This window comes from Microbispora sp. NPDC046973 (assembly GCF_040644495.1).
In the GTDB taxonomy this organism is placed as follows: Bacteria; Actinomycetota; Actinomycetes; order Streptosporangiales; family Streptosporangiaceae; genus Microbispora.
Genome location: NZ_JBEYWQ010000003.1, coordinates 32,917 through 53,221, shown reverse-complemented (window position 1 = coordinate 53,221; position 20,305 = coordinate 32,917). Strand labels below are relative to the sequence as shown.

Annotated in this window: 19 protein-coding genes; 9 read left to right on the top strand and 10 right to left on the bottom strand. The window is 72.6% G+C overall.

The genetic code is table 11. From position 1 onward, the window contains the following. Positions 1-32: 32 nt before the first annotated feature. Positions 33-1,535, bottom strand: coding sequence for an NAD(P)H-hydrate dehydratase (locus ABZ860_RS07460; RefSeq protein ID WP_357216420.1), 1,503 nt, complete (start codon positions 1,533-1,535; stop codon positions 33-35). Between the two features lie 147 nt (positions 1,536-1,682). Next, positions 1,683-2,033, bottom strand: coding sequence for a holo-ACP synthase (locus ABZ860_RS07455; protein WP_357216417.1), 351 nt, complete (start codon positions 2,031-2,033; stop codon positions 1,683-1,685). Between the two features lie 111 nt (positions 2,034-2,144). Here ABZ860_RS07455 and coaA point away from each other — a divergent pair, with 111 nt between their 5' ends. From coaA to ABZ860_RS07425, 6 genes are all read left to right on the top strand, one after another. Beyond that, the gene (gene coaA, locus ABZ860_RS07450; RefSeq protein WP_357216414.1) at positions 2,145-3,086 is read left to right on the top strand and encodes a type I pantothenate kinase; all 942 of its coding nucleotides are present in this window, start codon (positions 2,145-2,147) and stop codon (positions 3,084-3,086) included. Between the two features lie 29 nt (positions 3,087-3,115). Then, complete coding sequence (locus ABZ860_RS07445) at positions 3,116-4,051, top strand: DUF389 domain-containing protein (RefSeq protein WP_357216411.1); 936 nt, start codon at positions 3,116-3,118, stop codon at positions 4,049-4,051. A 78-nt stretch (positions 4,052-4,129) separates the two neighbouring features. Then, positions 4,130-5,071, top strand: coding sequence for an ABC transporter ATP-binding protein (locus ABZ860_RS07440; protein WP_357216408.1), 942 nt, complete (start codon positions 4,130-4,132; stop codon positions 5,069-5,071). Next, positions 5,068-5,934: an ABC transporter permease gene (locus ABZ860_RS07435; RefSeq protein ID WP_357216405.1), complete on the top strand. Its 867-nt coding sequence runs from the start codon at positions 5,068-5,070 to the stop codon at positions 5,932-5,934. The genes ABZ860_RS07440 and ABZ860_RS07435 overlap by 4 nt, the downstream gene beginning before the upstream one ends. Beyond that, positions 5,931-6,884, top strand: coding sequence for an ABC transporter ATP-binding protein (locus ABZ860_RS07430; protein WP_239108581.1), 954 nt, complete (start codon positions 5,931-5,933; stop codon positions 6,882-6,884). The genes ABZ860_RS07435 and ABZ860_RS07430 overlap by 4 nt, the downstream gene beginning before the upstream one ends. Next, a complete protein-coding gene (locus ABZ860_RS07425; protein ID WP_357216401.1) occupies positions 6,881-7,597 on the top strand; it encodes an ABC transporter permease subunit in 717 nt (238 codons plus the stop codon). Before ABZ860_RS07430 ends, ABZ860_RS07425 begins: the two co-directional genes overlap by 4 nt. On the opposite strand, the gene ABZ860_RS07420 is transcribed toward ABZ860_RS07425, so the two are convergent. The 3 genes from ABZ860_RS07420 to ABZ860_RS07410 are packed head-to-tail and all read right to left on the bottom strand — an operon-like array spanning position 7,598 to position 9,733. After that, the gene (locus tag ABZ860_RS07420) at positions 7,598-8,353 is read right to left on the bottom strand and encodes an SDR family oxidoreductase (protein ID WP_357216399.1); all 756 of its coding nucleotides are present in this window, start codon (positions 8,351-8,353) and stop codon (positions 7,598-7,600) included. It abuts the gene before it with no gap. A gap of 30 nt (positions 8,354-8,383) precedes the next feature. After that, complete coding sequence (locus ABZ860_RS07415) at positions 8,384-9,364, bottom strand: alpha/beta hydrolase (RefSeq protein WP_357216398.1); 981 nt, start codon at positions 9,362-9,364, stop codon at positions 8,384-8,386. Positions 9,365-9,415: 51 nt separating this feature from the next. Further along, positions 9,416-9,733: an antibiotic biosynthesis monooxygenase gene (locus ABZ860_RS07410; RefSeq protein WP_357216395.1), complete on the bottom strand. Its 318-nt coding sequence runs from the start codon at positions 9,731-9,733 to the stop codon at positions 9,416-9,418. 144 nt (positions 9,734-9,877) lie between these two features. Between ABZ860_RS07410 and ABZ860_RS07405 the strand changes: the two genes are divergently transcribed. Beyond that, on the top strand, positions 9,878-10,783 hold the full coding sequence (locus tag ABZ860_RS07405) for an AraC family transcriptional regulator (protein WP_357216394.1): 906 nt from the start codon (positions 9,878-9,880) through the stop codon (positions 10,781-10,783). An 80-nt stretch (positions 10,784-10,863) separates the two neighbouring features. On the opposite strand, the gene ABZ860_RS07400 is transcribed toward ABZ860_RS07405, so the two are convergent. The 5 genes from ABZ860_RS07400 to rplM form a co-directional block, all read right to left on the bottom strand. Then, positions 10,864-11,715 carry an alpha/beta hydrolase gene (locus tag ABZ860_RS07400; RefSeq protein WP_357217594.1) on the bottom strand — a complete coding sequence of 284 codons (852 nt, stop codon included), beginning with the start codon at positions 11,713-11,715 and terminating at the stop codon, positions 10,864-10,866. A 174-nt stretch (positions 11,716-11,889) separates the two neighbouring features. Then, positions 11,890-14,673, bottom strand: a complete 2,784-nt coding sequence (locus tag ABZ860_RS07395) for an AAA family ATPase (protein ID WP_357216391.1) — start codon at positions 14,671-14,673, stop codon at positions 11,890-11,892. Between the two features lie 105 nt (positions 14,674-14,778). Beyond that, positions 14,779-16,164 (bottom strand): phosphoglucosamine mutase, encoded by a 1,386-nt coding sequence (glmM, locus tag ABZ860_RS07390; protein WP_357216389.1) that lies wholly within the window; start codon positions 16,162-16,164, stop codon positions 14,779-14,781. Beyond that, positions 16,164-16,685 (bottom strand): 30S ribosomal protein S9, encoded by a 522-nt coding sequence (gene rpsI / locus ABZ860_RS07385; protein ID WP_357216386.1) that lies wholly within the window; start codon positions 16,683-16,685, stop codon positions 16,164-16,166. The genes glmM and rpsI overlap by 1 nt, the downstream gene beginning before the upstream one ends. Before the next feature lie 30 nt (positions 16,686-16,715). Then, positions 16,716-17,159, bottom strand: coding sequence for a 50S ribosomal protein L13 (gene rplM / locus ABZ860_RS07380; RefSeq protein ID WP_357216383.1), 444 nt, complete (start codon positions 17,157-17,159; stop codon positions 16,716-16,718). 337 nt (positions 17,160-17,496) lie between these two features. Here rplM and ABZ860_RS07375 point away from each other — a divergent pair, with 337 nt between their 5' ends. Together ABZ860_RS07375 and ABZ860_RS07370 are read left to right on the top strand one after the other, a co-directional pair. Beyond that, positions 17,497-18,222: a CAP domain-containing protein gene (locus ABZ860_RS07375; protein WP_357216380.1), complete on the top strand. Its 726-nt coding sequence runs from the start codon at positions 17,497-17,499 to the stop codon at positions 18,220-18,222. A 41-nt stretch (positions 18,223-18,263) separates the two neighbouring features. Then, positions 18,264-19,406: a hypothetical protein gene (locus ABZ860_RS07370; protein WP_357216379.1), complete on the top strand. Its 1,143-nt coding sequence runs from the start codon at positions 18,264-18,266 to the stop codon at positions 19,404-19,406. The last annotated feature ends 899 nt before the right edge of the window (positions 19,407-20,305 follow it).

The following is a 20,305-nucleotide window of genomic DNA, read 5'->3' as shown; positions in this document are numbered from 1 at the left end:
CCGGGTGGATGCGCCCACCCTGACACCGCACGTCAGAGCGTGCGCAGGGCCTCGGGCAGCGCCTGGGCGACGTCGAGGGCGGCGATCGGCGCCTGCCCGCGTCCCGTGACGCCGCCTCCGGCGGCCGTCCGCGCCGCCAGCCCGTGGACGTACGCCGCGCACGAGGCCGCGTCGTAGCCCGTCAGCCCGGCGGCGAGCAGGGCGCCCGCGATGCCCGACAGGACGTCGCCCGTGCCGCCCGTCGCCAGCCAGGGCGTCCCCGTGGGGTTGACCCGCACCGGCCTGTGCTCCTCCGCCACCAGCGTGGTCGAGCCCTTGAGCAGCACCGTCGCCCCCAGCTCGGCGGCGGCCCTGCGTACGTGTTCGAGCCGCCGGGCCTCGATGCGCTCGCGCGGCACGCCGAGCAGCCGCGACAGCTCCCCCGCGTGCGGCGTGAGCACGGTGGGGGCGGCCCGGCGCAGCAGCGTGCGGTCCTTGGCCACCAACGTCAGCCCGTCGGCGTCCACCAGCACGGGCACCCCGGTGGACAGCACCGCGCGGGCCACCGCGTGCGCCTCCGGGCCCGTCCCGAGTCCGGGACCGAGCACCCAGGCCTGCACCCGCCCGACCTCGTCCAGCGAGCTCTTCAGGACCAGCGACGGGTCGAGCACGGTCGTGACGGCCTCCGGCCAGCGGGCCCTGACCAGCCGCACCGGCTCGGCCGAGCTCGCGAAGCGGACCATCCCCGCGCCGGCGCGCACCGCGCCGCCGACGGAGAGCACAGCGGCCCCGGTGTACCTGTCGCTGCCCGCGGCGATCCCGACGACGCCCCGCCGGTATTTGTCGCTCTCCGCGCCCGGGCGGGGCAACAGGTCCGCCACGTCGTCGGCGGTCAGCGCGGCCACCTCGGGGTCCGGCAGGAAGGGCCCCAGGCCGATGTCCACCAGCTCGACCGCGCCCGCGTGGGCGGCGCCCGGATCGACCAGCAGACCGGCCTTGTACGCGCCGAACGTCACCGTCAGATGCGCGCGGACCGCCGGTCCCTCGACCCGTCCGCTGCTCGCGTCCACCCCGCTCGGCACGTCGACCGCGACGACCAGGCCGCCCGCCTCGGCGGTCAGCTCCGCGAGCGTGCCGTACGGCTCCCGCAGCGCCCCGCTGCCCCCGATGCCGACGAGGCCGTCCACGACGAGGCCGGCGTCGGCCAGCAGCTCGCGCGCCCGCCGGGCGTCGTACGGATGTGCCCGGCCGCCCGCCTTCCGCAACGCGGACAGGCCGCCCTCGTGGGTGCGCGAGCCGGCGAGGACCGCCTCCACCCGCGCTCCCCTGCGGGCCAGCCGGGCCCCGGCGTACAGGGCGTCCCCGCCGTTGTCGCCGCTGCCGATCAGCAGCGCCACGCGGGAGCCGTACACCCGGCCGCAGGAGCCGGCGAGCAGGTGCGCGCAGACCGCGGCGAGCCCGGCGGCGGCCCTGTCCATCAGCGTCCCCTCGGGAAGCCTCGCCATCAGCGCGAGCTCGGCGGAGCGGATCTGGTCGGAGGTGTAGGCGGTCCGCATGCGTCCGACGGTAGCCTGCCGCGTCGGCGATGGCGATCACCGTACGCCGGGCATCGGCGGGGGAAATGCCGCAGCGGCACAAACGGCGCTCTTTCCCGCGAGCGGCGTCGAACGCGCGCTATCCAATGTCGAACGCGCCCTATCCGGTCAGGACTCGGCGACGACGTAGGCGACCGCCATGCCGCCGTCGTGCGACAGGGAGACGTGCCATCTGCGTACGCCGAGGTCGCGGGCCACCTCGGCCGCCCGGCCCATGATCCTCAGCTCGGGCCGGCCGTGTCCGCCGCGCACGACCTCCGCGTCCAGGTGCCGCAGGCCCGGCGGAGCCCCGAGGGCCTTGGCCACGGCCTCCTTCGCGGCGAACCGCACCGCCAGCGACTCCAGCGGCAGCGCGCCCTCGGCATCGGTGAACAGGCGGCTGCGCAGCGCGGGCGTGCGCTCCAGGGCCGCGCCCAGACGCGCCACCTCGACCACGTCGACGCCGATGCCCACGATCACACCGTCAGCGTACGGCGCGGAACAAACGTTCTTCCCCGTCGCGCACCGAAGTAATCCATCGATTTTTGTCCACAGGCTGTGCACGACCCCGGATGGGGGCGCGGAAGGGCCATGGCTACGCTTGCCGTCGTGGCAGATGGGGACGCGTACGTCGAGCTGAGCCGGGAGCAGTGGCGTGACCTGCGCAAGAACACACCGCTCACGCTCACCGAGGCGGAGCTGGAGGAACTGCGCGGCGTCCACGATCCGATCGACCTGTCCGAGGTCACCGACATCTACCTGCCGCTCACCCGGCTGCTGAACCTGCACTTCACCGGTTCGCGGCAGCGCGGCGCGGCCGTCGGCGCGTTCCTCGGCGAGCAGGACGCGCCCCCGCCGTACGTGCTGGGCATCGCGGGCAGCGTCGCGGTCGGCAAGTCGACCACGGCGCGACTGCTGCACACGCTGCTCGCCCGCTGGCCCGAGCACCCCCGGGTCGACCTGATCACCACCGACAGCTTCCTGTACCCCAACAAGGTGCTCGAAGAGCGCGGGATCATGCACCGCAAGGGCTTCCCGGAGAGCTACGACCGGCGGGCGCTGGTGAGCTTCGTGGCCGACGTCAAGGCGGGCCGTCCCGCGGTGGAGGCGCCGGTCTACAGCCACCTGGAGTACGACATCGTGCCCGGCGCGACGCAGACGGTGGACCGGCCGGACATCCTCATCGTCGAGGGGCTCAACGTCCTGCAGCCCGCGCCGCCGGACGCCCTGGCGGTCTACGACTACTTCGACTTCTCCATCTACGTGGACGCCCGGATGGAGGACATCCGCACCTGGTACGTGGAGCGCTTCCACAAGCTGCGCCGCACGGCCTTCTCCGACCCGAAGTCCTACTTCCGCCACATCGCGGCCCTGTCGCAGGAGGAGGCGACCGCGTTCGCCGAGAACGTGTGGCGGGAGATCAACGAACGCAACCTGGTGGAGAACATCGCCCCCACCCGCCGCCGGGCCGGCCTGATCCTGCACAAGGGCTCCGACCACTCCGTCAGACGGGTGCGGCTGCGCAGAACCTGAGTCGTGTCCGACACTCCTAGGATGCAGCCGTGCTGCATCTGCGGGTCATCGCCCCGTTCCAGCGGACCGACCAGGTCGTCGAGGTGCTCGACCGTACGCCGGGGGTCACGAACGTCGTGCTCCTGGCCAAGGCGGCCAGAAAACCGGAGGGCGACGTCGTGCTCGCCGACGTCGCCAGGGAGGCCGCCAACACGGTCATCGACCAGCTCAAGGCGCTCGGCCTGGAGCGGGACGGCTCGATCACGGTGGAGGACATCGAGCTCTCGATCTCCCGTGGCGCCGCCGAGGCGGAGGAGCGGGCGCCCGGCGAGGGCGACGACGCGGTCGTGTGGGATCACTTCGAGCAGCGGATGGCCCTCGACAGCCGCATCACGTGGGCGTTCCTGGCGTTCCTCGCGATCGCCACGCAGATCGCCGCGATCGGCGTGCTCATCCCCTCGCAGATCCTGATCGTCGGCGCGATGGTCCTCGGGCCGGAGTTCGGCGCGGTGGCGGCCATCTCGTTCGGCCTGCTCCGCCGCCGGTGGCCGCTCGTCGGCAGCGCGGCCCGCACGCTCGCCGTGGGCTTCGCAGCCGCGATCGCCGTCACCCTGGCCTGCGCCCTCGTCTCGCGCGGCCTCGGCTGGATCTCCCCCGACAGCCTGCGCCACCACGACGAGGTGCGCTTCATCGTGACGCCCGACCGGTGGTCGTTCATCGTGGCGCTGCTCGCCGGCGCGGCCGGGGTGCTGTCGATCACGGCGGGCAAGTCCTCCGCGCTGGTGGGCGTCTTCATCTCCGTCACCACCGTCCCCGCGGCCGGCTACATGGCCGTGGCCCTGGCGCTGTGGCGCTGGGACGAGGTCGGCGGGTCCGCGCTGCAGCTTCTCGTCAACATCGCCGGGATGGTCGTCGCCGGCACGCTGACGCTGTTCCTCCAGCGCTCGCTGTGGTCCCGGTACGGCGGCGGTCGGCGACAAACGTGACAAGGCATACCTGAGACGTAGGCGGGTTCCTCCATCAGACGGAGGCCCGGCGAAGGCCCCGCCCAGTAGGGTCGGATCATGACAGCGAGCGCGACCCCATGCTTCGCGACCGAGGGGCTGACCAAGCGCTTCCCCCGCGTCACGGCGCTCGACGACCTCACGGTCGCCGCCGGAACCGGCGTGACCGGCCTGGTGGGCGCCAACGGCGCGGGCAAGTCGACGCTGATCAAGATCCTGCTCGGCCTGCTCCCCCCGACCTCCGGGCGCGCCTCGGTGCTCGGCTTCGACACGGCCACCCAGGGCCTGGAGATCCGGCGCGCCGTCGGCTACATGCCCGAGCACGACTGCCTGCCCCCGGACATGTCCGCGACCGAGTTCGTGGTGCACATGGCCCAGATGTCCGGGCTGCCGCGTACGGCCGCCCGCGAGCGGGCCGCCGACACCCTGCGCCACGTCGGGCTGGACGAGGAGCGCTACCGCCCGATGGGCGGCTACTCCACCGGCATGCGGCAGCGGGTCAAGCTCGCCCAGGCCCTCGTCCACGACCCGAAACTGGTCTTCCTCGACGAGCCCACCAACGGGCTCGACCCGCAGGGCCGCGACGACATGCTCGCGCTGATCCGGCGCGTGGGCACCGAGTTCGGCATCAGCGTGCTGGTCACCTCCCACCTGCTCGGCGAGCTTGAGCGGGTGTGCGACCACGTCATCGTCATCGACGGCGGGCGGCTGCTGCGCTCCTCGGCGATCCGGGAGTTCACCCGGGCCGAGCAGACCCTCGCGGTGGAGGTCGAGGAGGGGCAGCAGCGGCTGGCCGAGCGGCTGAGCGCCGGCGGCGAGACGGTCGCGACGCAGGGCAGGCTGCTGACGGTCCAGGTGTCCGCGGACGACCCCGGCCGCACCTACGACGCCGTGCGCGACGCCGTCTGCGACCTCGGCCTCAGCCTGCTGCGGCTGGAGCAGCGCCGGGGCCGCATCGAGGACGTGTTCAAGGAGTCCACAGCCAAGGAGCCGGTGGCATGACCCCAGAGGCGACCGCGGTCATCCACGACATCGGATACCGCCACTACGACGGCGTACGGCTGGGCCGCGGCCGGGCGACGCTCGCCCTCGGCGTGCAGAGCCTGCGCGGCGTGTTCGGGCTCGGCCGCACGGTCCGCGCCAAGATCATGCCGCTGCTGCTGGCCGCGATCATGCTGATGCCGACGATCGTGTCGATCGGCGTGATGGCGCTCGCCAAGCAGTTCATCATGCCCTATCCGAACTACGCGGTCTTCATGCAGCCGGTGATCGCGGTCTTCCTGGCCGCCCAGTCGCCGTACCTGGTCGCGCCGGACCTGCGCTTCCGCGTGCTGCCGCTGTACCTGTCCCGCCCGTTGACCGTGACCGACTACGTCCTGGCGAAGCTCGCCGCGCTCGCGGTCGCGCTGTTCGGCCTGCTGGCCGTGCCGCTCACGATCCAGTACGTCGGCGAACTGCTGGTGGACCTGCCCGGCCCGCCGCACACCTCCGCCTATCTCGGCGCGCTGGGCGGCGCGGTCCTCCACGCGGTGCTGCTGTCCTCGGTGGGCATCGCCCTGGCGTCGTTCACCCCGCGCCGCGGTCTCGGCGTCGCGTCGGTGATCGCGTTCTACATGTTCACCGCCGCCGTCTCCGGCATCTTCGCGGGCGTGCTGATCTCGTCGGGACGCGACTCCCTCGCCGGGTGGGCCCTGCTCCTCAACCCGTTCTTCCTCGTCGACTACGTCCAGTCGGCCCTGTTCGGCACCACGCCCGTCAACACGGAGTCGGCTCCGCCCGGCATCGCATCCTGCCTGATCCTGCTGGCCGTGGTCGCCCTGGCCGTGACGGGCGTTCTCCTGCGCTACCGGAAGGCGGCGTCGTGACCACCACAAGCTCTCCCGTGACCACCCGCCAGGGCGTGCTCGAACTCGCCCAGGTGTCCCGCTGGTACGGCAACGTCGTGGCGGTCAACGACGTCACGATGACGATCGGCCCCGGCGTCACCGGCCTGCTCGGGCCGAACGGCGCGGGCAAGTCGACGCTGCTGCACATGATGGCCGGGTTCCTCGCGCCGTCCAGCGGCACGGCGACCCTCGACGGCCGCCGCATCTGGCACACCCACGAGATCTACCGGCAGATCGGCCTGGTCCCCGAGAAGGAGGCCGTGTACGGCTTCCTCACCGGATGGCAGTTCGTGCTGTCGTCGGCCCGGCTGCACGGCCTGCCCTCGCCCGCCGACGCGGCCCGGCGGGCCCTCGACCTGGTGGAGATGACGGACGCCTCCGGCCGCCGCATCGAGACGTACTCCAAGGGCATGCGGCAGCGCGTCAAGGTCGCCGCCGCCCTCGTCCACGACCCCCAGGTGCTGCTGCTGGACGAGCCGTTCAACGGCATGGACCCCCGGCAGCGGCTCCACCTCATGGACCTCGTGCGCCGCATGGGCGAGGAGGGCCGGACGATCCTGTTCAGCTCGCACATCCTCGAAGAGGTCGAGCGGGTGGCCCACCACATCGAGGTCCTCGTCGCGGGACGGCACGCCGCGTCGGGCGACTACCGCGAGATCCGGCGCCGCATGGCCGACCGGCCGCACATGTTCCGGGTCAGGTCGAGCGACGACCGGCGGCTGGCCGCCGCGCTCATCGGTGACCCCTCCTCCTCCGCGGTCTCGCTGACCGAGCAGGGCGTCGAGGTCCAGGTGACCGACTACGCGCGCTTCACCGCGCTGCTGCCGCGGATGGCGCGCGACCTCGCCGTACACCTGTGGCAGGTCTCCCCCACCGACGAGGACCTGGAAAGCGTCTTCTCCTACCTCATCTCCGGGAGCACGCGATGAACACGGTGGTGGCGGACATCACCTACCGGGCCATGCTCGGGCGCAAGCGGATCTGGCTGCTGGTTCTGCTGCCGGTGGCGCTGGTCGCGCTCGCCGCACTGCTCAGGCTGATCAACGGCCAGGACGAGCACACGGCCGTCATCCTGATGAAGAGCTTCGCGATCGGCACGATGCTGCCGCTGCTCGGGCTGATCGCCGGGACGGGCGTGATCGCGCCGGAGATCGAGGACGGCACGATCATCCACCTGCTGGCCAAGCCGATCTCGCGCCCGGTGATCGCCGTGACGAAGTTCGTGGTCGCGGCCTCCCTCGTCGCGGTGCTCGCGGCCGTCTCGACCTACATCGCCGCCTACCTCCTGGCCGGCTCGGAGTCGGGCGTCGCGACCGGTTTCACCCTCGGGGCGCTGTTCGGCGGCGTCGCGTACGCCGCGGTGTTCCTGCTGCTGGGCGTGCTCACCCGTCATGCGGTCGCGGTCGGCGTCATCTACGCCCTCGTGTGGGAGGGCGTGGTCGGCGGCTACGTGCCCGGCGCGCGGAAGTTCTCCATCCAGCAGTGGGCCCAGTCGCTCGCCGACCAGGTCTCCTCCTCGCCCTTCTTCTCCACCGAGGTGACGCTCGGCTTCGCCGTACCGGCGATGGTCATCGTCACGATCGGCGCCCTCGTCTGGACCGGCCAGCGCCTGCGCTCCCTGTCCCTGACCGGCGACGACTAGCTAGAGGTTGAAGCCGCCCGACACCTCGACGTTCTGGGCGGTGACCCAACGGCTCTCGTCGGAGACCAGTGTGGCGATCACCGCGCCGACGTCGCCGGGTTCGCCGACCCGGCCGAGCGCGGTCCTCGCGGCGAGGGCCGGGACGACCTCGGGGAACCGGGTGAAGGCGTCGTCGCCGAGCCGGGTGCGGGTCGGACCCGGTGAGACGGCGTTGACGCGGATGCCTCGCGTGCTGAACTCCTTGGCCATGTACCGGGTCAGCACGTTCAGGCCGCCCTTCATCGAGGCGTAGACCGAGTAGCCGGGCTCCAGGCCGGCCGTCGTCGAGTTGCTGCTCGTGTTGACGATGGCCCCGCCGTCCGCCATCAGAGGCAGCAGCGTCTGCGTGAGGAAGTACGGTCCCTTCAGCAAGACCCGCATGAGCCTGTCGAACGTCTCCTCGGTCGTGTCCTCGATCAACGACGCCTCGGAGGCGCCGGCGTTGTTCACCAGGTAGTCGAAGGTGTCGCGCTGCCAGGTGTCGCGCAGCACGTCCGCCACCGTGTCTCGGAAGGCCGCGAAGGCGCCGGTCTCGCCGACGTCCAGCGGCAGTGCGACGGCCCTGCCGCCCTCCTTCTCGATGGCGGCGACCGTCTCCAGTCCTCCTCCCGGGTTGTTGCCGTAGGTCAGGATGACTCCGGCTCCGCGCTTGGCGATCTCGATGGCGGCGCTCTGCCCGATTCCGGAGCTGGCGCCCGTGACGATGGCGACCTTCATTGTTCTCCTCCTGCGGTGTGGTCGTAGGTGTCAGCGGGTGAGCTCGGCGGCGGAGCCCGGGGACAGGACTCGGGCGAGCCAGTCGGTGCGCGTCCGGCGGGCCGTGGCCGAGATCCGCGCCTGCGGATACAGGGCGTCGAATCCGTGGAAGCCGCCCGCCCAGACGTGTAGCTCCGCCTGCCCGCCGGCCGCCCAGATGCGGGTGGCGTAGTCGGCGTCCTCGTCGCGGAAGACCTCGGCGGAGCCGGTGTCGACGTAGGTGGCCGGCAGGCCCGACAGGTCGTCGGCAAGCGCGGGCGAGACGTACGCGGGCACCTCGCCGCCGGTGAGGTCGCCGAGCACGGAGCGCCATCCGAACTCGTTCATCTCGCGGGTCCAGACGCCGGGCTCGCCGGAGAACTGGCGGCTCGACGTGCTGGTGTTGCGGTGGTCGAGCATGGGGCAGATCAGCATCTGCGCGGCGATCGGCGGGGTGCCGCGGTCACGGGCCAGCAGGGCGACGCCGGCGGCGAGGCCGCCTCCCGCGCTGGCGCCCGCGACGACGATCCGGGCGGGGTCGATGCCGAGTTCGGCGGAGTGCTCGGCGATCCAGAGCAGGCCCTGGTAGCAGTCGTCGACCAGGGCGGTGCCGGTAGCCTCCGGTGCGAGCCGATACTCCACGGAGACCACGACCGCGCCGAACCGGTCGAGCCACTCCAGCGGGATGTCGATCTGCGAGAAGCGGTCGCCCATGACCATTCCGCCGCCGTGCATCCAGTAGACGCAGGGCGCAGCGGTGGCGTGGGCGTCGTTCGCGGGGGTGAAGATCGACAGGGGGATCGGGGCGCCGTCCGCGGCGGGCACGGTGACCTCGCGCCGGTCGACCTGCCGGTATGCGAGAAGGGAGTCGACGGGCGCCGACGGGAGCCGGCGCAGTTGCGTGAGTACTTCCGGGGTGAGCTGGGACATGAGGGGCATGTCGGCCAGCAGCTCACGCAGCTCGGGGTCCAGGCCGGGTCGTGCCGTGGTCATGGTCACTGCCTTTCGCAGGGGGAGGGGCGGGCCGCTGAATGATCGACGGGGTCAGAAGGCGGCCTTGCCGCACACCGGGACGTGGTCGGCGTACTCGGACTCCTTGGCCACCAGGCCGCCGATCCGTGCCACGATGGCCTGGGCGGCCTCGCCGGCGAAGATCCGGTGGTGGTCCTCCTCGCTGGTCCAGCCCTCGATGACGTGGACGACGTCAGGGTCGGACGCGGAACGGGAGACCAGGTAGACGACGCAGTGCTCGCTTGCGCCGGGGTTGCCTTCGTCCAGGGCGGTCAGCAGCACGTCGACCAGCTGCTCGCCCATTCCGGGCCTGGCGGTCAGGGTGGCGGCGAAGCCGTAGCTGACGGTCATGGAGGCCTTCTCCTTCGGTGGTGGAATGACGTGATTCCATTCAACCGAGGTGACCTGCGGAAACGTTAGACCGATGCTCTCCGGCGCTTGCACAATCCTCTCGCGTACGGGAGCCCGAGCACGGATTCGTGTTGCAATGGCCGCATGTGCCTCGAAGAGCTCCGCGCCCTGCTGGCCCGGCATGCCCGGCCCGACGCGACCACCGCCATCGACGGCGTCCTCATCTCGAAGGTCGACCGGTCGGACCCGCCCGCGCCCTCGATGTCGGGCACGGTGCTTGCGGTCATCGCCCAGGGCGCCAAACGCCTCGCGCTGGGCGATCGGATCTTCGAGTACGGCGCCGGGCAATACCTGGTGGCGTCGGTCGACCTGCCGGTCACCGGGCAGTTCACCCAGGCGGACCCCGAGCGGCCGGCGCTGGGTTTCGGTCTCATCCTCGAACCGTCCGCCGTCGCCGAGTTGCTGTTGCAGGCCGGGCCCGGAGACGCTCCCCCCACCAGCGGCGGCGCGGCGCCGGGCATCGTCGTCAGCGACGCTCCGGCTCCGCTGCTGGACGCGGTGGTCCGGCTACTGCGCCTGCTCGACGAGCCGCGCGACCGGGCCGTGCTGGCCCCGCTGGTCAAGCGCGAGATCCTGTGGCATGTGATCACCGGCGAGCAGGGCGCGACGGTCCGTCAGCTCGGCCTCGCCGACAGCGGCCTCAGCCACATCTCCCGGGCCGTGCGCTGGATCCGCGAGCACTACGCGCAGCCCTTCCGGGTCGAGGACCTGGCACGGCTGTCCGGCATGAGCGTCTCCGCCTTCTACCGCAACTTCCAGGCGGTGACCGCGATGAGCCCCATCCAGTTCCAGAAGCGGATCCGGCTGCAGGAGGCCCGGCTGCTGCTCGCCACCCATCCGGGCGACGTCACCCGAGTCGGCCACCGCGTCGGCTACGACAACCCGTCACAGTTCAGCCGGGAATACCGCCGCCAGTTCGGCGCGCCCCCCAGCCAGGACGCCGCCCGTCTGCGCCACGGCGTGCACGGCCCCGCAGCCGTCCTCCCCTGACCTGACCCCGTCGCTGGATAACGACGCGACGTACGGACGGCCGCCGCGATCGGTGGGGCCGCCCGTACGCCGCTGAGATGTCAGAACGGGCAGGTGCTGCGGTACTCCTCGACGGTCAGGCCGCTGCTCGGGCCGGGGCACAGGAACCTGTCGTAGCGGGTGTCGTCGTCCACGAACCGCTTCATCCAGGCCACGGCGTACTTGCCGATGGTGGTGTTGGTCGTGTTCGGCGCGAAGTGGGTGGCGTTGTTCAGCTCCAGGTACGCCTTGTCGAGCGACGAGGGCAGGCTGGCGTAGAACGGCACCGCGTGCGAGGCGACCGGCGCGATCGTGTCGTTGTCCGCTCCGATGATCAGCGTGGGGGTCTGCACGCCCGACCAGGTCTTGTCGAGGTTCCATGGCGTGAGCGGGACCGCGGCCCGCAGGGACGGCCGGTCGTCGACGGCCTCGAGCGTGCCGCCGCCGCCCATCGAGTGGCCCATGACTCCGAGCCTGGTCGCGTCCACCCGGCCGCGGACCGAGCTGCGCTGGGTCAGGTAGTCGAGTGCGGCGAGCAACTGCCGGCCCCGGCTGTCGGGCTGGTCGAGCCGCGTCAGCGTGTCGATGTTGAACACCACGAAGCCGTGCGAGGCGAGCCGGGCGGCCAGCCACGCGAGGCTCGACTTGTCGGCCGTGTAACCGGGGGCGACGGCCACGCCGCCGAACGTCCCCTCGGACGTGGTGGCCGGATAGTAGATGGTCCCGCCGCCGAAGCCGCTCACCGACAGCGCCGACACGTCGATCTGTGCGGTCGCGTACGGCCCGCGCGACGCCTCGAGCGACGCGTCGGTGGGGTCGGGGCCGTGTACGGCGGCGTGGGCGGCGGGAGCGGTGAGACCGCCGGCCAGCGCGAGCAGCACGACGAGGGCCAGCGTCGTGACGGCGGAGGACATGCGTCGCAGCAGTGGGGTCGGGGGGTGTGTCGGCACGTCGGTGCACTCCCTGGGGGTAGGAGTGGGACCGGCCACGCGGGCCGGGTCCCGCGAACGGTTTGACCGCCGTCACTGTCGCGCCGCCGACCCCCGGCACGCATCGGTGAAATCACCGGTCCCTGCGACTCACCGGCCTCACGACAGGAGGCGGGCCAGTTCGACCCGGGAGCGCACGCCGAGTCTGGCGAAGATGTTCCTCAGGTGGTGCTCCACGGTGCGCGGGCTGATGAACAGCCGGGCCGCCACCTCGCGGTTCGTCGCGCCCTCCGCCACGAGGGCGGCGATCTGGAACTGCTGCGCCGTGAGCAGCCGGCCCGCCTCGGAGCGGGAACCCGAGGGCCGCACCGACTCCCCGGCCGCGCGCAACTCCGCGCGGGCGTGCTCGCTCCACAGGCGGGCACCGTACCGCTCGAACGTCTCCAGAGCGCCGTGCAGGTGCTCGCGCGCGGCGCCGGGACGGCGCGACCGCCGGAGCATGCCGCCGTACAGCAGCCGCGTGCGCGCGGTCTCGAACGCGCACGCCCCCTGCCGGTGCAGTTCCAGCGCCTGCGAGAAGCGCTCCGCGGCCTCGGCCGGGGGCGCGAGCAGCGCGTGACACCGTGCCGCCAGCGCCAGCCGGTCGGGGTCGCGGGTGCTGTCGGCCCAGCGGTCCAGCATGACCAGCGCGTCCCGCGCCTGCCCGATGTCGCCGGTGCGTACGGCGCTCTCGACGAGCAGCGGTGTCGCCATCACCCGCACGACGAGGGGGTCGCCGGTGCGGGCCACGGTGCGCAGGCGGTGCACGGCGTCGGCGTGGCGGTTGGCCGCGACGTCCAGATGGGCCAGGGCCAGCGTGCCGAGCGCCTCGGCCACGCTGACGCCGTGGGCGGCGGCCAGCTCGACGGCCCGCGCCGCCCGCAGGGCGCAGGTCTCCTCGTCGCCCGCGACGGCGGCGGTGAACGCGAGCCAGGCGAGGTGCTGCGCGCCGCTGGTGGCCCGGCCCGTCTCCTGCGCCAGGCGCAGGCCGTCCATGGCGTTGGCCGCGACCGCGTCGTAACGGCCGCTCCACAGCTGGGCCTGGATCAGGATCTCCAGCGTCTGCGGCATGCTGGCGACCGCGCCGTGGGCACGCGCCACCTCGACCGCCCGGGACGCCAGCGTGAGCGCGTCGGCGCCGTTGCCGAGCAGGAGGTTCGCGACGCCGCCCCAGACGAGCGCCGAAGGGCTGCCGATCGAGGGCGTCACCTCGGCGACGCGGCGCAGCGAGGCGGTCGCCTCGCGGTGCCGGCCCCGGAACGTCGCGGCCATGCCCGCGAGATACTCCAGCGCCAGGCGTGTGACGTGGTCGTCGCCGGGCCGCCGCAGGGTCTCGGCCCGCCGCGCGATCGCGAGGAACCGGCGGTTGTCCCCCGCCAGATAGCTCGCCTCGCCCGCCCTGACCAGCGCGCGTACGGCCTGCTCCCGGTCGGTGCGCAGCAGCCGCTCCGCCGCGGCGAGCAGCGTGTCGCAGGCGCCGTCGGTCTTGCCCGCGTGCAGCTCCAGGCTGCCCCTGACGAGTTCGGCCCGGCCGCGCACCTCGGCGCCGACCGCGAGCGCGTCGATCCGGGACAGCAGCGACCGCGCCCGCTGCGGCTGTCCCGCCTGCCAGGCGTGCCGGGCGGCGGCGGCCAGCCGGGCGGCCTTGGCCTCGCCGTGCCCGGTGAGCTCGGCCGCCCGTTCGAGGACGCGGAACGGCTCGGGGAAGGCCGTCGCCGCCTTCGGCGCCGCGGCGAGCGCGCGTACGAGGTCCTCGGCGAGCCTGTCGGGGGGACCGTCGAGGGCGGCGGCGCGGTGCCAGGCCCGCCGCAGCCGCTGGTGCTCCCCGCCGGAACCACCGTCGAGAAGGCTCGCCAGCAGGCGGTGGGCGGCCCGCCGCCGGGCGAGGGACGCCTCGGCGTACGCCACGTGCCGCAGGATCGGGTCGGCGAGGTCGAAGCCGCCGTCCGGCGACTCGACGACGACGCCCGCGGTCTCCGCCGCCTCCAGGGCCGCCAGCCCGGACCTCGACTCCGCCGCGCGCACCAGCGTGACCGCGTCGACGCCGGGGTCGGCCGCGACCAGCAGGACGAGGTCGGCGGTGTCGGCGGGCAGATCGCGGAGCCGGTCGGCGTACGCCCGCCACAGCCGCCCGCCGCGCGGCGGGGTCTCGGGCGGCGGCGCCGAGCCCTTGCGGTGCGCGTCGGTCAGCGCGCCGGCGAGTTCGGCCAGCGCGAGCGGGTTGCCCCGGGCCGCCCGCACCAGCGCCGCGCGCAGGTCGCCCGGAAGACCTTCGGCGACGAGGTCGTCGAGCACCTGCAGGGACGCCCGCTCGTCGAGCGGGGCGAGCGGCAGCGGCGGCAGGTCGCCGGGGGCCGTGCCGGGCTCCGCGGAGGCGAGCAGCACGGCGACGGGGGCCGCGAGGGTTCGGCGGGCCACGAAACAGATCGCCTCCCGGCTCGGGGCGTCGAGCCATTGGAGGTCGTCGGCGCACACCAGCACCGGGCGCCCGGCGGTCTGCAGGAGCCGCAGCAGCGCGGCGGGCAGCGCCAGGCCGTCGGCGACGGCCCCGGTCCGCAGCGCCTCGGCGAGCAGCGGCGAGCCTGTGGGCAGCGCCGCATCGGCCGCGTCCAGCCGGTCGGCCAGCGGCCGGAGCAGGGCGTGCAGCCCGGCGTACGGCAGGTGGGTCTCGCCTCTGACACCCTGGGTGCGGAGCACGAGGAGCCCCTGCTCGTCCGGGGTGCCGGTGGCCGCGTGCGCGGCGGCGAGGTCGAGCAGGGCGGTCTTGCCCGCACCCGGTCCGCCGAGGAGGAGCAGGCATCCGCCGGCACCGGCCCGGGCCCGGTCCACGAGCGCGCGCAGCGCGTCCGACTCCTTGTCACGGCCCCTTAACGCCCCCGACCGAACACCGGTCAAATAAGACATGAATCAGTGTTACGCGCACATTACGCAATTGAGAAGGGCTTCCAATACGGAACCCCGCCGGGCACGCACCCGGCGGGGTTCTCAGGAGTGGTGACGCGTGGGACGTCAGACGCAGACCGTGCGGACGACGTCCGCGAGGCGGTCCGCCACGGCCTTGGCCTGGTCGTGCGACTCGGCCTCGACCATGACCCGGATCATGGGCTCGGTGCCGCTCGGGCGGATCAGCACGCGGCCGGTCTCCCCGAGCTCGGCCTCCGCCTCGGTCACGGCCGCCCGCAGTTCGGGGTCGGACGCCTTCGCCTTCGCCACGTCCCTGACGTTGACGAGCACCTGCGGCAGCTTCGTCATCACCGACGCGAGGTCGGCGAGGGAGCGGCCCTGCCGGGCCACCTCGGCCATCAGGTGGAGCGAGGTGAGCAGGCCGTCCCCGGTCGTGGCGTGATCCAGCATGATCACGTGACCGGACTGCTCGCCGCCGAGCGTGTAGCCGCCGTCCTGCATCGCCTCCAGGACGTACCGGTCGCCGACCGCGGTCTCCACCACGGACAGGCCGGCCTCCCGCAGGGCGAGTTTGAACCCCAGGTTGGACATCACCGTCGCGACGACCGTGTCCTTGGCGAGGCGGCCGTCGGCCTGCATCGACAGGGCCAGGATCGCCATGATCTGGTCGCCGTCGACCTCCTCGCCCGCGCCGGTGACGGCGAGGCAGCGGTCGGCGTCGCCGTCGTAGGCGATGCCCAGGTCGGCGCCGCTCTCGACGACGGCCTTCCGCAGAGGGGCCAGATGGGTCGAGCCCACACCGTCGTTGATGTTCAGCCCGTCCGGGGCGGCGCCGATCGTCTCCACGGCCGCGCCGGCGCGCAACAGCGCCTCCGGAGCCACCATGTGCGCCGCGCCGTGCGCGCAGTCGACGACGACCCGCAGCCCGTCGAGCCGGTGGGGCAGGGTGGTCAGCAGGTGAGAGACGTACCGGTCGGCCTCGCCGTACGCCTCACGGACCCGGCCGACGGACGCGCCGATCGGACGGTCCCACTTCTCCCCGAGCCGTTGCTCGATCTCGTTCTCCACCGCGTCGGGCAGCTTGTAGCCGCCGCGGGTGAAGAACTTGATGCCGTTGTCCGGCGCGGGGTTGTGCGACGCGGAGAGCATGACACCGAGGTCGGCTCCCAGCGCGTTGGTCAGGTACGCGACCGCCGGGGTGGGCAGCACGCCGAGTCGCAGGACGTCCACGCCGGACGACGCGAGGCCGGCGACCACGGCGGCCTCCAGGAACTCTCCTGAAGCCCGCGGGTCCCGGCCTACGACGGCGATCGGGCGGCCGCGCCGCCCGACACTGGCGTGGAATGCCCCGGCGTCGCCGAGCACGTGCGCGGCGGCCACGGACAGGTCCATGGCCAGCTCCGCGGTGAGGTCGCGCCCGGCGACCCCACGTACCCCGTCGGTGCCGAAGAGGCGCCCCCGCGAGGGGGCGCCTACGGGCTCCCGCGACATTAACGCTTGCTGTACTGCGGAGCCTTGCGGGCCTTCTTGAGGCCGTACTTCTTCCGCTCCGTGGCGCGGGCGTCACGGGTGAGGAAGCCGGCCTTCTTCAGCGGCGGGCGGTTGACCTCGGCGTCCAGAGCGGCGAGCGCGCGGGACAGGCCCATGCGCAGCGCGCCGGCCTGGCCGGTCACGCCACCGCCGTCGATGCGGGCGATGACGTCGAACGCGTCCTCGGCGCCGAGCACGACGAACGGCTCGTTGATCAGCTGCTGGTGGACCTTGTTCGGGAAGTAGCTGTCCAGCGAGCGGCCGTTGATCGTCCACTTGCCGGTGCCCGGCACGATGCGGACACGGGCGATGGCCTCCTTGCGGCGGCCGGTGCCGTACGAGTTGCCCGTGGTGACGGGCTTGCGCACGGCGCCCTCGCCGGCGGGGGCCGACTCGGTGGTGTACTCGGAGGGGAACTCCTCCGCGGTGTAGTCTTCCGGCTCGCCCTCGACGAGCGTCTCGATACCGGTGGGCTCGGCCACGGTTCTCCTCTTAACTTTCCTGGCTCGCGATTACTGGGCGATCTGGGTGATCTGGAAGGGCACCGGCTGCTGGGCCTGGTGCGGGTGCTCGTCGCCGGCGTAGACCTTCAGCTTCTTGGCCATCTTCCGGCCCAGGGCGTTCTTGGGAAGCATGCCACGGACGGCCTTCTCGACGGCCCGGTCCGGACGCTTCTCCATGAGCTCGCCGTAGGAGACGGAGCGCAGACCGCCGGGGTAGCCCGAGTGGCGGTACGCCTTCTTCTGCTCGAGCTTGTTGCCGCTCAGGGCGATCTTGTCGGCGTTGATGACGATGACGAAGTCACCCGTGTCGACATGCGGAGCGAAGATCGGCTTGTGCTTCCCGCGGAGCAGGGTCGCCACCTGGCTGGCCAGCCGGCCGAGTACGACGTCGGTCGCGTCGATGACGTACCACTGACGTTCGACGTCGTTGGGCTTCGGTGAGAACGTGCGCACGGCAGTGCCTTCTGTCGGAATGTGAACTCTCGGTAGGTTGCGCAGGCACGGCGACAACCTCCGTCTCCACATGTACGGGAGAAGACGCCGGACGCGCCGTGCACCGGTCTGCGGACAGACCGATCCACACACAACGAACTAGCAGACTACCGACCCGATGCCGCCTGGTCAAAACGGCGAGAGGCGCGGGGCTTTGGAACGACTCATTTGAACGTTCATCAAATCCATACCCAATGGCCTCTTCTTCCCCATGGCACCGATCCCTATATTTGACTGCGGTATGTGGCAGACCCCTCACAAAAAACACACCTTCCGTGGCCCCTTACGGGGGACTCAGATGGGTCTGCTGGCATGCGCGGTGGCCATCCTGCTCACCGGCGTCGTGATCGGCAGGATGAGCGCCAGGTCGAGCGAGGTCGACGACGTCTATCTGCGCAAGTCCGAGCCGTCCCCGTCGCACAGCGCGAACGCCGCGGGCGCGGTGCCGCGCGACCGGCCCACCCTCGACCACGTGCTGCGCACCGTGGCTCCGGTCGTCCCCCGGCAGGTGCCGCAGCGGCGGCCCCGGAAGGAGAGGCCGCCCTCCACGCTGATCGACGGCTCAGGCAGCGGCTCGCGGCACACCGTCATCACGCCCGGAACGGACGGCGGCGAGGACGCCTACGACGCCGACTCGATGCGCTCCGCCTCGATGGAGGCCGAGGCCGTGCGCCTGGTCAACGCCGAGCGCCGCAGGCACGGCTGCCGGCCCCTGCGCGTGGACCCGCGCCTGGTGGAGTCCGCCCGCGCGCACTCGGACGAGATGGCGTCCAGCAGGCTGTTCCGGCACAGCTCCCCCGGGGGTGCCTCTCCCTGGGACCGCATGGGCGCGGCGGGCTACTCGGACGGCGGCGCCGAGACGATCGCCAGGGGCTACCAGACCGCCGACGCGGTCGTACGCGGCTGGATGGCCGGGCGGAGCGACCGCGCCACGCTGCTCGACTGCCGCCTGGTCGCGACCGGGGTCGGCATGAGCACGGGTGAGGGCGGCCCGTGGTGGACCGAGGACTTCGGGTATTCCTGACCCTTTCTCGTCTGTCCGAATAGCCGACTAATCTCAGCGCCATGGGTTATCCCGGCGACCAGCAACCACCTCCGCCGCATCATCCCTCGGATCCCCGCAGGCGAGACCTGCCGCCGTACTCCGGCGGGGACGACTCTCCCCTCGCCGGCCGTCGCGACGCGCCCCCCTTCGGCGGGGGGCAGCCGTTCGGGGGGCAGCCGCCGTACCAGCGCGAGCAGTCGCCGTACGCCCGCGAGCAATCGCCATATGAACGCGAGCAATCGCCCTACCAGCGTGAACCCTCGCCGTACGCCGGGCGCGGGCCGTACGAGCAGGAGAGCCCGCATCGGGGGGAGGAGCTCGCGTCGGGCCCGTACGCGTCCCCGTCCGGCGGTCAGCCGGGTGGCGACTGGGACGTACGGCGGCAGCCGACGGGGCCGCGCGTGCCTCCGCCGCCGGAGCCCACGTGGGATCCGGACGCGAAGGGACCGTGGTGGCGTCGCCCGTGGGTCCTCGGCCTCGCCCTGCTGGCCCTGATCGGGGCGCTGTTCACCGGCCTTTGGTACGCCGCGCGCAACGAGAAGCCGCCGGTCGCCGCCCCGACGCCCACCACCCGCCCCTCACCGCTCGTCTCCGAGGGCCCTCTCGGCAAGTTCGGGTACACCGCCTCGCGGACGACCGACAAAAGCCCGCTGTCGCTCCGGGAGCTGTTCGCGAAGAGCAAATTCGTCAAGAACAAGCGGTCGTACGTCCGCACGGCGTACCGCAAGGAGAAGAAGTGCGCGGACGGCGTCACCGGCGAAAAAATCACCAAGGCACTCAAGGCGGGCGGATGCACGCAGTTGCTGCGGGCGAGCTTCGCGGACTCCAAGGGCACGGTCATCGGCACCGTGGGTGTCGCCAACCTCAAAACCTCCGCCACGGCGAAGAAGGTCGCCTCGGCCGGAGGCGGCGGCGAGCGCAAGGACTACCTCAAGCCGCTGCCGGGCAAGGACGAGGCCACCAAGCACCTCGGCACCGGCGAGGCGTACGCGGGCGGCTGGACCCACGGCCACTACGCGGTGCTGCTCTGGTTCCAGTTCAAGGACGGCCATAAACCAGCCAAGAACGAGCTGAAACGGCTCTACCAGACGGCCGTGGACGTCACCGACGCGACTGTTTTCCCTGCCCTCGACACCCGTTCGCTGAACGGTGGCCCCAGATGAGGCCAGGCGTTCGCTGAGGTTAAGGCCGGTGGGCGACCTGGGGCGGCACGGACCGAAACGCCCATAGGGGCACGCCGATCGCGCCCGCGCCGTTACGCTTCCGGCTATGCGTGGCAAGGATTCCGGTTCCGAGCACGAACACGAAACGGCGTGGGCCCGCCGCGAGGCGGACGCCGAGGGCTCGGCGACACCTCCGACGCCACCTCCGAGCTTCGGCCAGACCCCGCCGCCCGGGTTCGGTCAGCCCCCGGCGGACGACGGCACGGCCTGGGCCCCGGACGCCGCCGGCGCGGCGGACCGGCCTCCGGCCGTGCCCTACCCGACCAGATACGGGCCGCCCGGCGGCCTCGCGGCGCCGGAACCGCCCGACGACCCCGAGAGCACGAACAGGTTCAGGGCCGTTCCGGCGTACGGCCCTCCGCCTCCCGCGCCCGGCCTGCCGGGGAACGCCGATGTTCCCGGGAATGCCGGAGCGCCGGGGGACGCGGGGAACCTTCCCGCGCCGCGCCGCCCCGGCGACGAGGCCCTTGACCGGCCCGCGCCCGGCGAGCCGCATCCCGGAGCCGGCCCCGGAACAGACGGACACGGAACAGGCGGACACGGAACCGTGCCGCCGCAACCCGCGTACGGCGCGGGCACGCCCTCCTGGCAGCAGCCGGGGGGCCAGGGCATCCACTCCTGGCAGCCGACCGGCCACGGCGACCAGCAGCAGCCCGGCCCCGGCGATCAGCGGATTCCCGGGTATGGCCCGCCCGCATGGCAGCCCCCGGCTCCGGCCACGCATCCGTGGCAGCCTCCGGCGGAGCACGCCGCCGATCCACGGCCACCAGTGCCCGGCCCGGGCGTGCCCTCGTGGCAGCCCGAGGGCCAGGCAGTCCAGTCGTGGCAGCCTCCGGCCG

What these genes read in the sequence shown, in the direction of transcription:
- ABZ860_RS07460 (WP_357216420.1), bottom strand. Translation starts at nt 1,535, where the DNA reads ATGCGGACCGCCTACACCTCCGACCAGATCCGCTCCGCCGAGCTCGCG.
- coaA (WP_357216414.1), top strand. Translation starts at nt 2,145, where the DNA reads ATGGCTACGCTTGCCGTCGTGGCAGATGGGGACGCGTACGTCGAGCTG.
- ABZ860_RS07440 (WP_357216408.1), top strand. Translation starts at nt 4,130, where the DNA reads ATGACAGCGAGCGCGACCCCATGCTTCGCGACCGAGGGGCTGACCAAG.
- ABZ860_RS07435 (WP_357216405.1), top strand. Translation starts at nt 5,068, where the DNA reads ATGACCCCAGAGGCGACCGCGGTCATCCACGACATCGGATACCGCCAC.
- ABZ860_RS07425 (WP_357216401.1), top strand. Translation starts at nt 6,881, where the DNA reads ATGAACACGGTGGTGGCGGACATCACCTACCGGGCCATGCTCGGGCGC.
- ABZ860_RS07420 (WP_357216399.1), bottom strand. Translation starts at nt 8,353, where the DNA reads ATGAAGGTCGCCATCGTCACGGGCGCCAGCTCCGGAATCGGGCAGAGC.
- ABZ860_RS07415 (WP_357216398.1), bottom strand. Translation starts at nt 9,364, where the DNA reads ATGACCACGGCACGACCCGGCCTGGACCCCGAGCTGCGTGAGCTGCTG.
- ABZ860_RS07410 (WP_357216395.1), bottom strand. Translation starts at nt 9,733, where the DNA reads ATGACCGTCAGCTACGGCTTCGCCGCCACCCTGACCGCCAGGCCCGGA.
- ABZ860_RS07405 (WP_357216394.1), top strand. Translation starts at nt 9,878, where the DNA reads ATGTGCCTCGAAGAGCTCCGCGCCCTGCTGGCCCGGCATGCCCGGCCC.
- ABZ860_RS07400 (WP_357217594.1), bottom strand. Translation starts at nt 11,715, where the DNA reads ATGTCCTCCGCCGTCACGACGCTGGCCCTCGTCGTGCTGCTCGCGCTG.
- ABZ860_RS07395 (WP_357216391.1), bottom strand. Translation starts at nt 14,673, where the DNA reads ATGTCTTATTTGACCGGTGTTCGGTCGGGGGCGTTAAGGGGCCGTGAC.
- glmM (WP_357216389.1), bottom strand. Translation starts at nt 16,164, where the DNA reads ATGTCGCGGGAGCCCGTAGGCGCCCCCTCGCGGGGGCGCCTCTTCGGC.
- ABZ860_RS07375 (WP_357216380.1), top strand. Translation starts at nt 17,497, where the DNA reads ATGGGTCTGCTGGCATGCGCGGTGGCCATCCTGCTCACCGGCGTCGTG.
- ABZ860_RS07370 (WP_357216379.1), top strand. Translation starts at nt 18,264, where the DNA reads ATGGGTTATCCCGGCGACCAGCAACCACCTCCGCCGCATCATCCCTCG.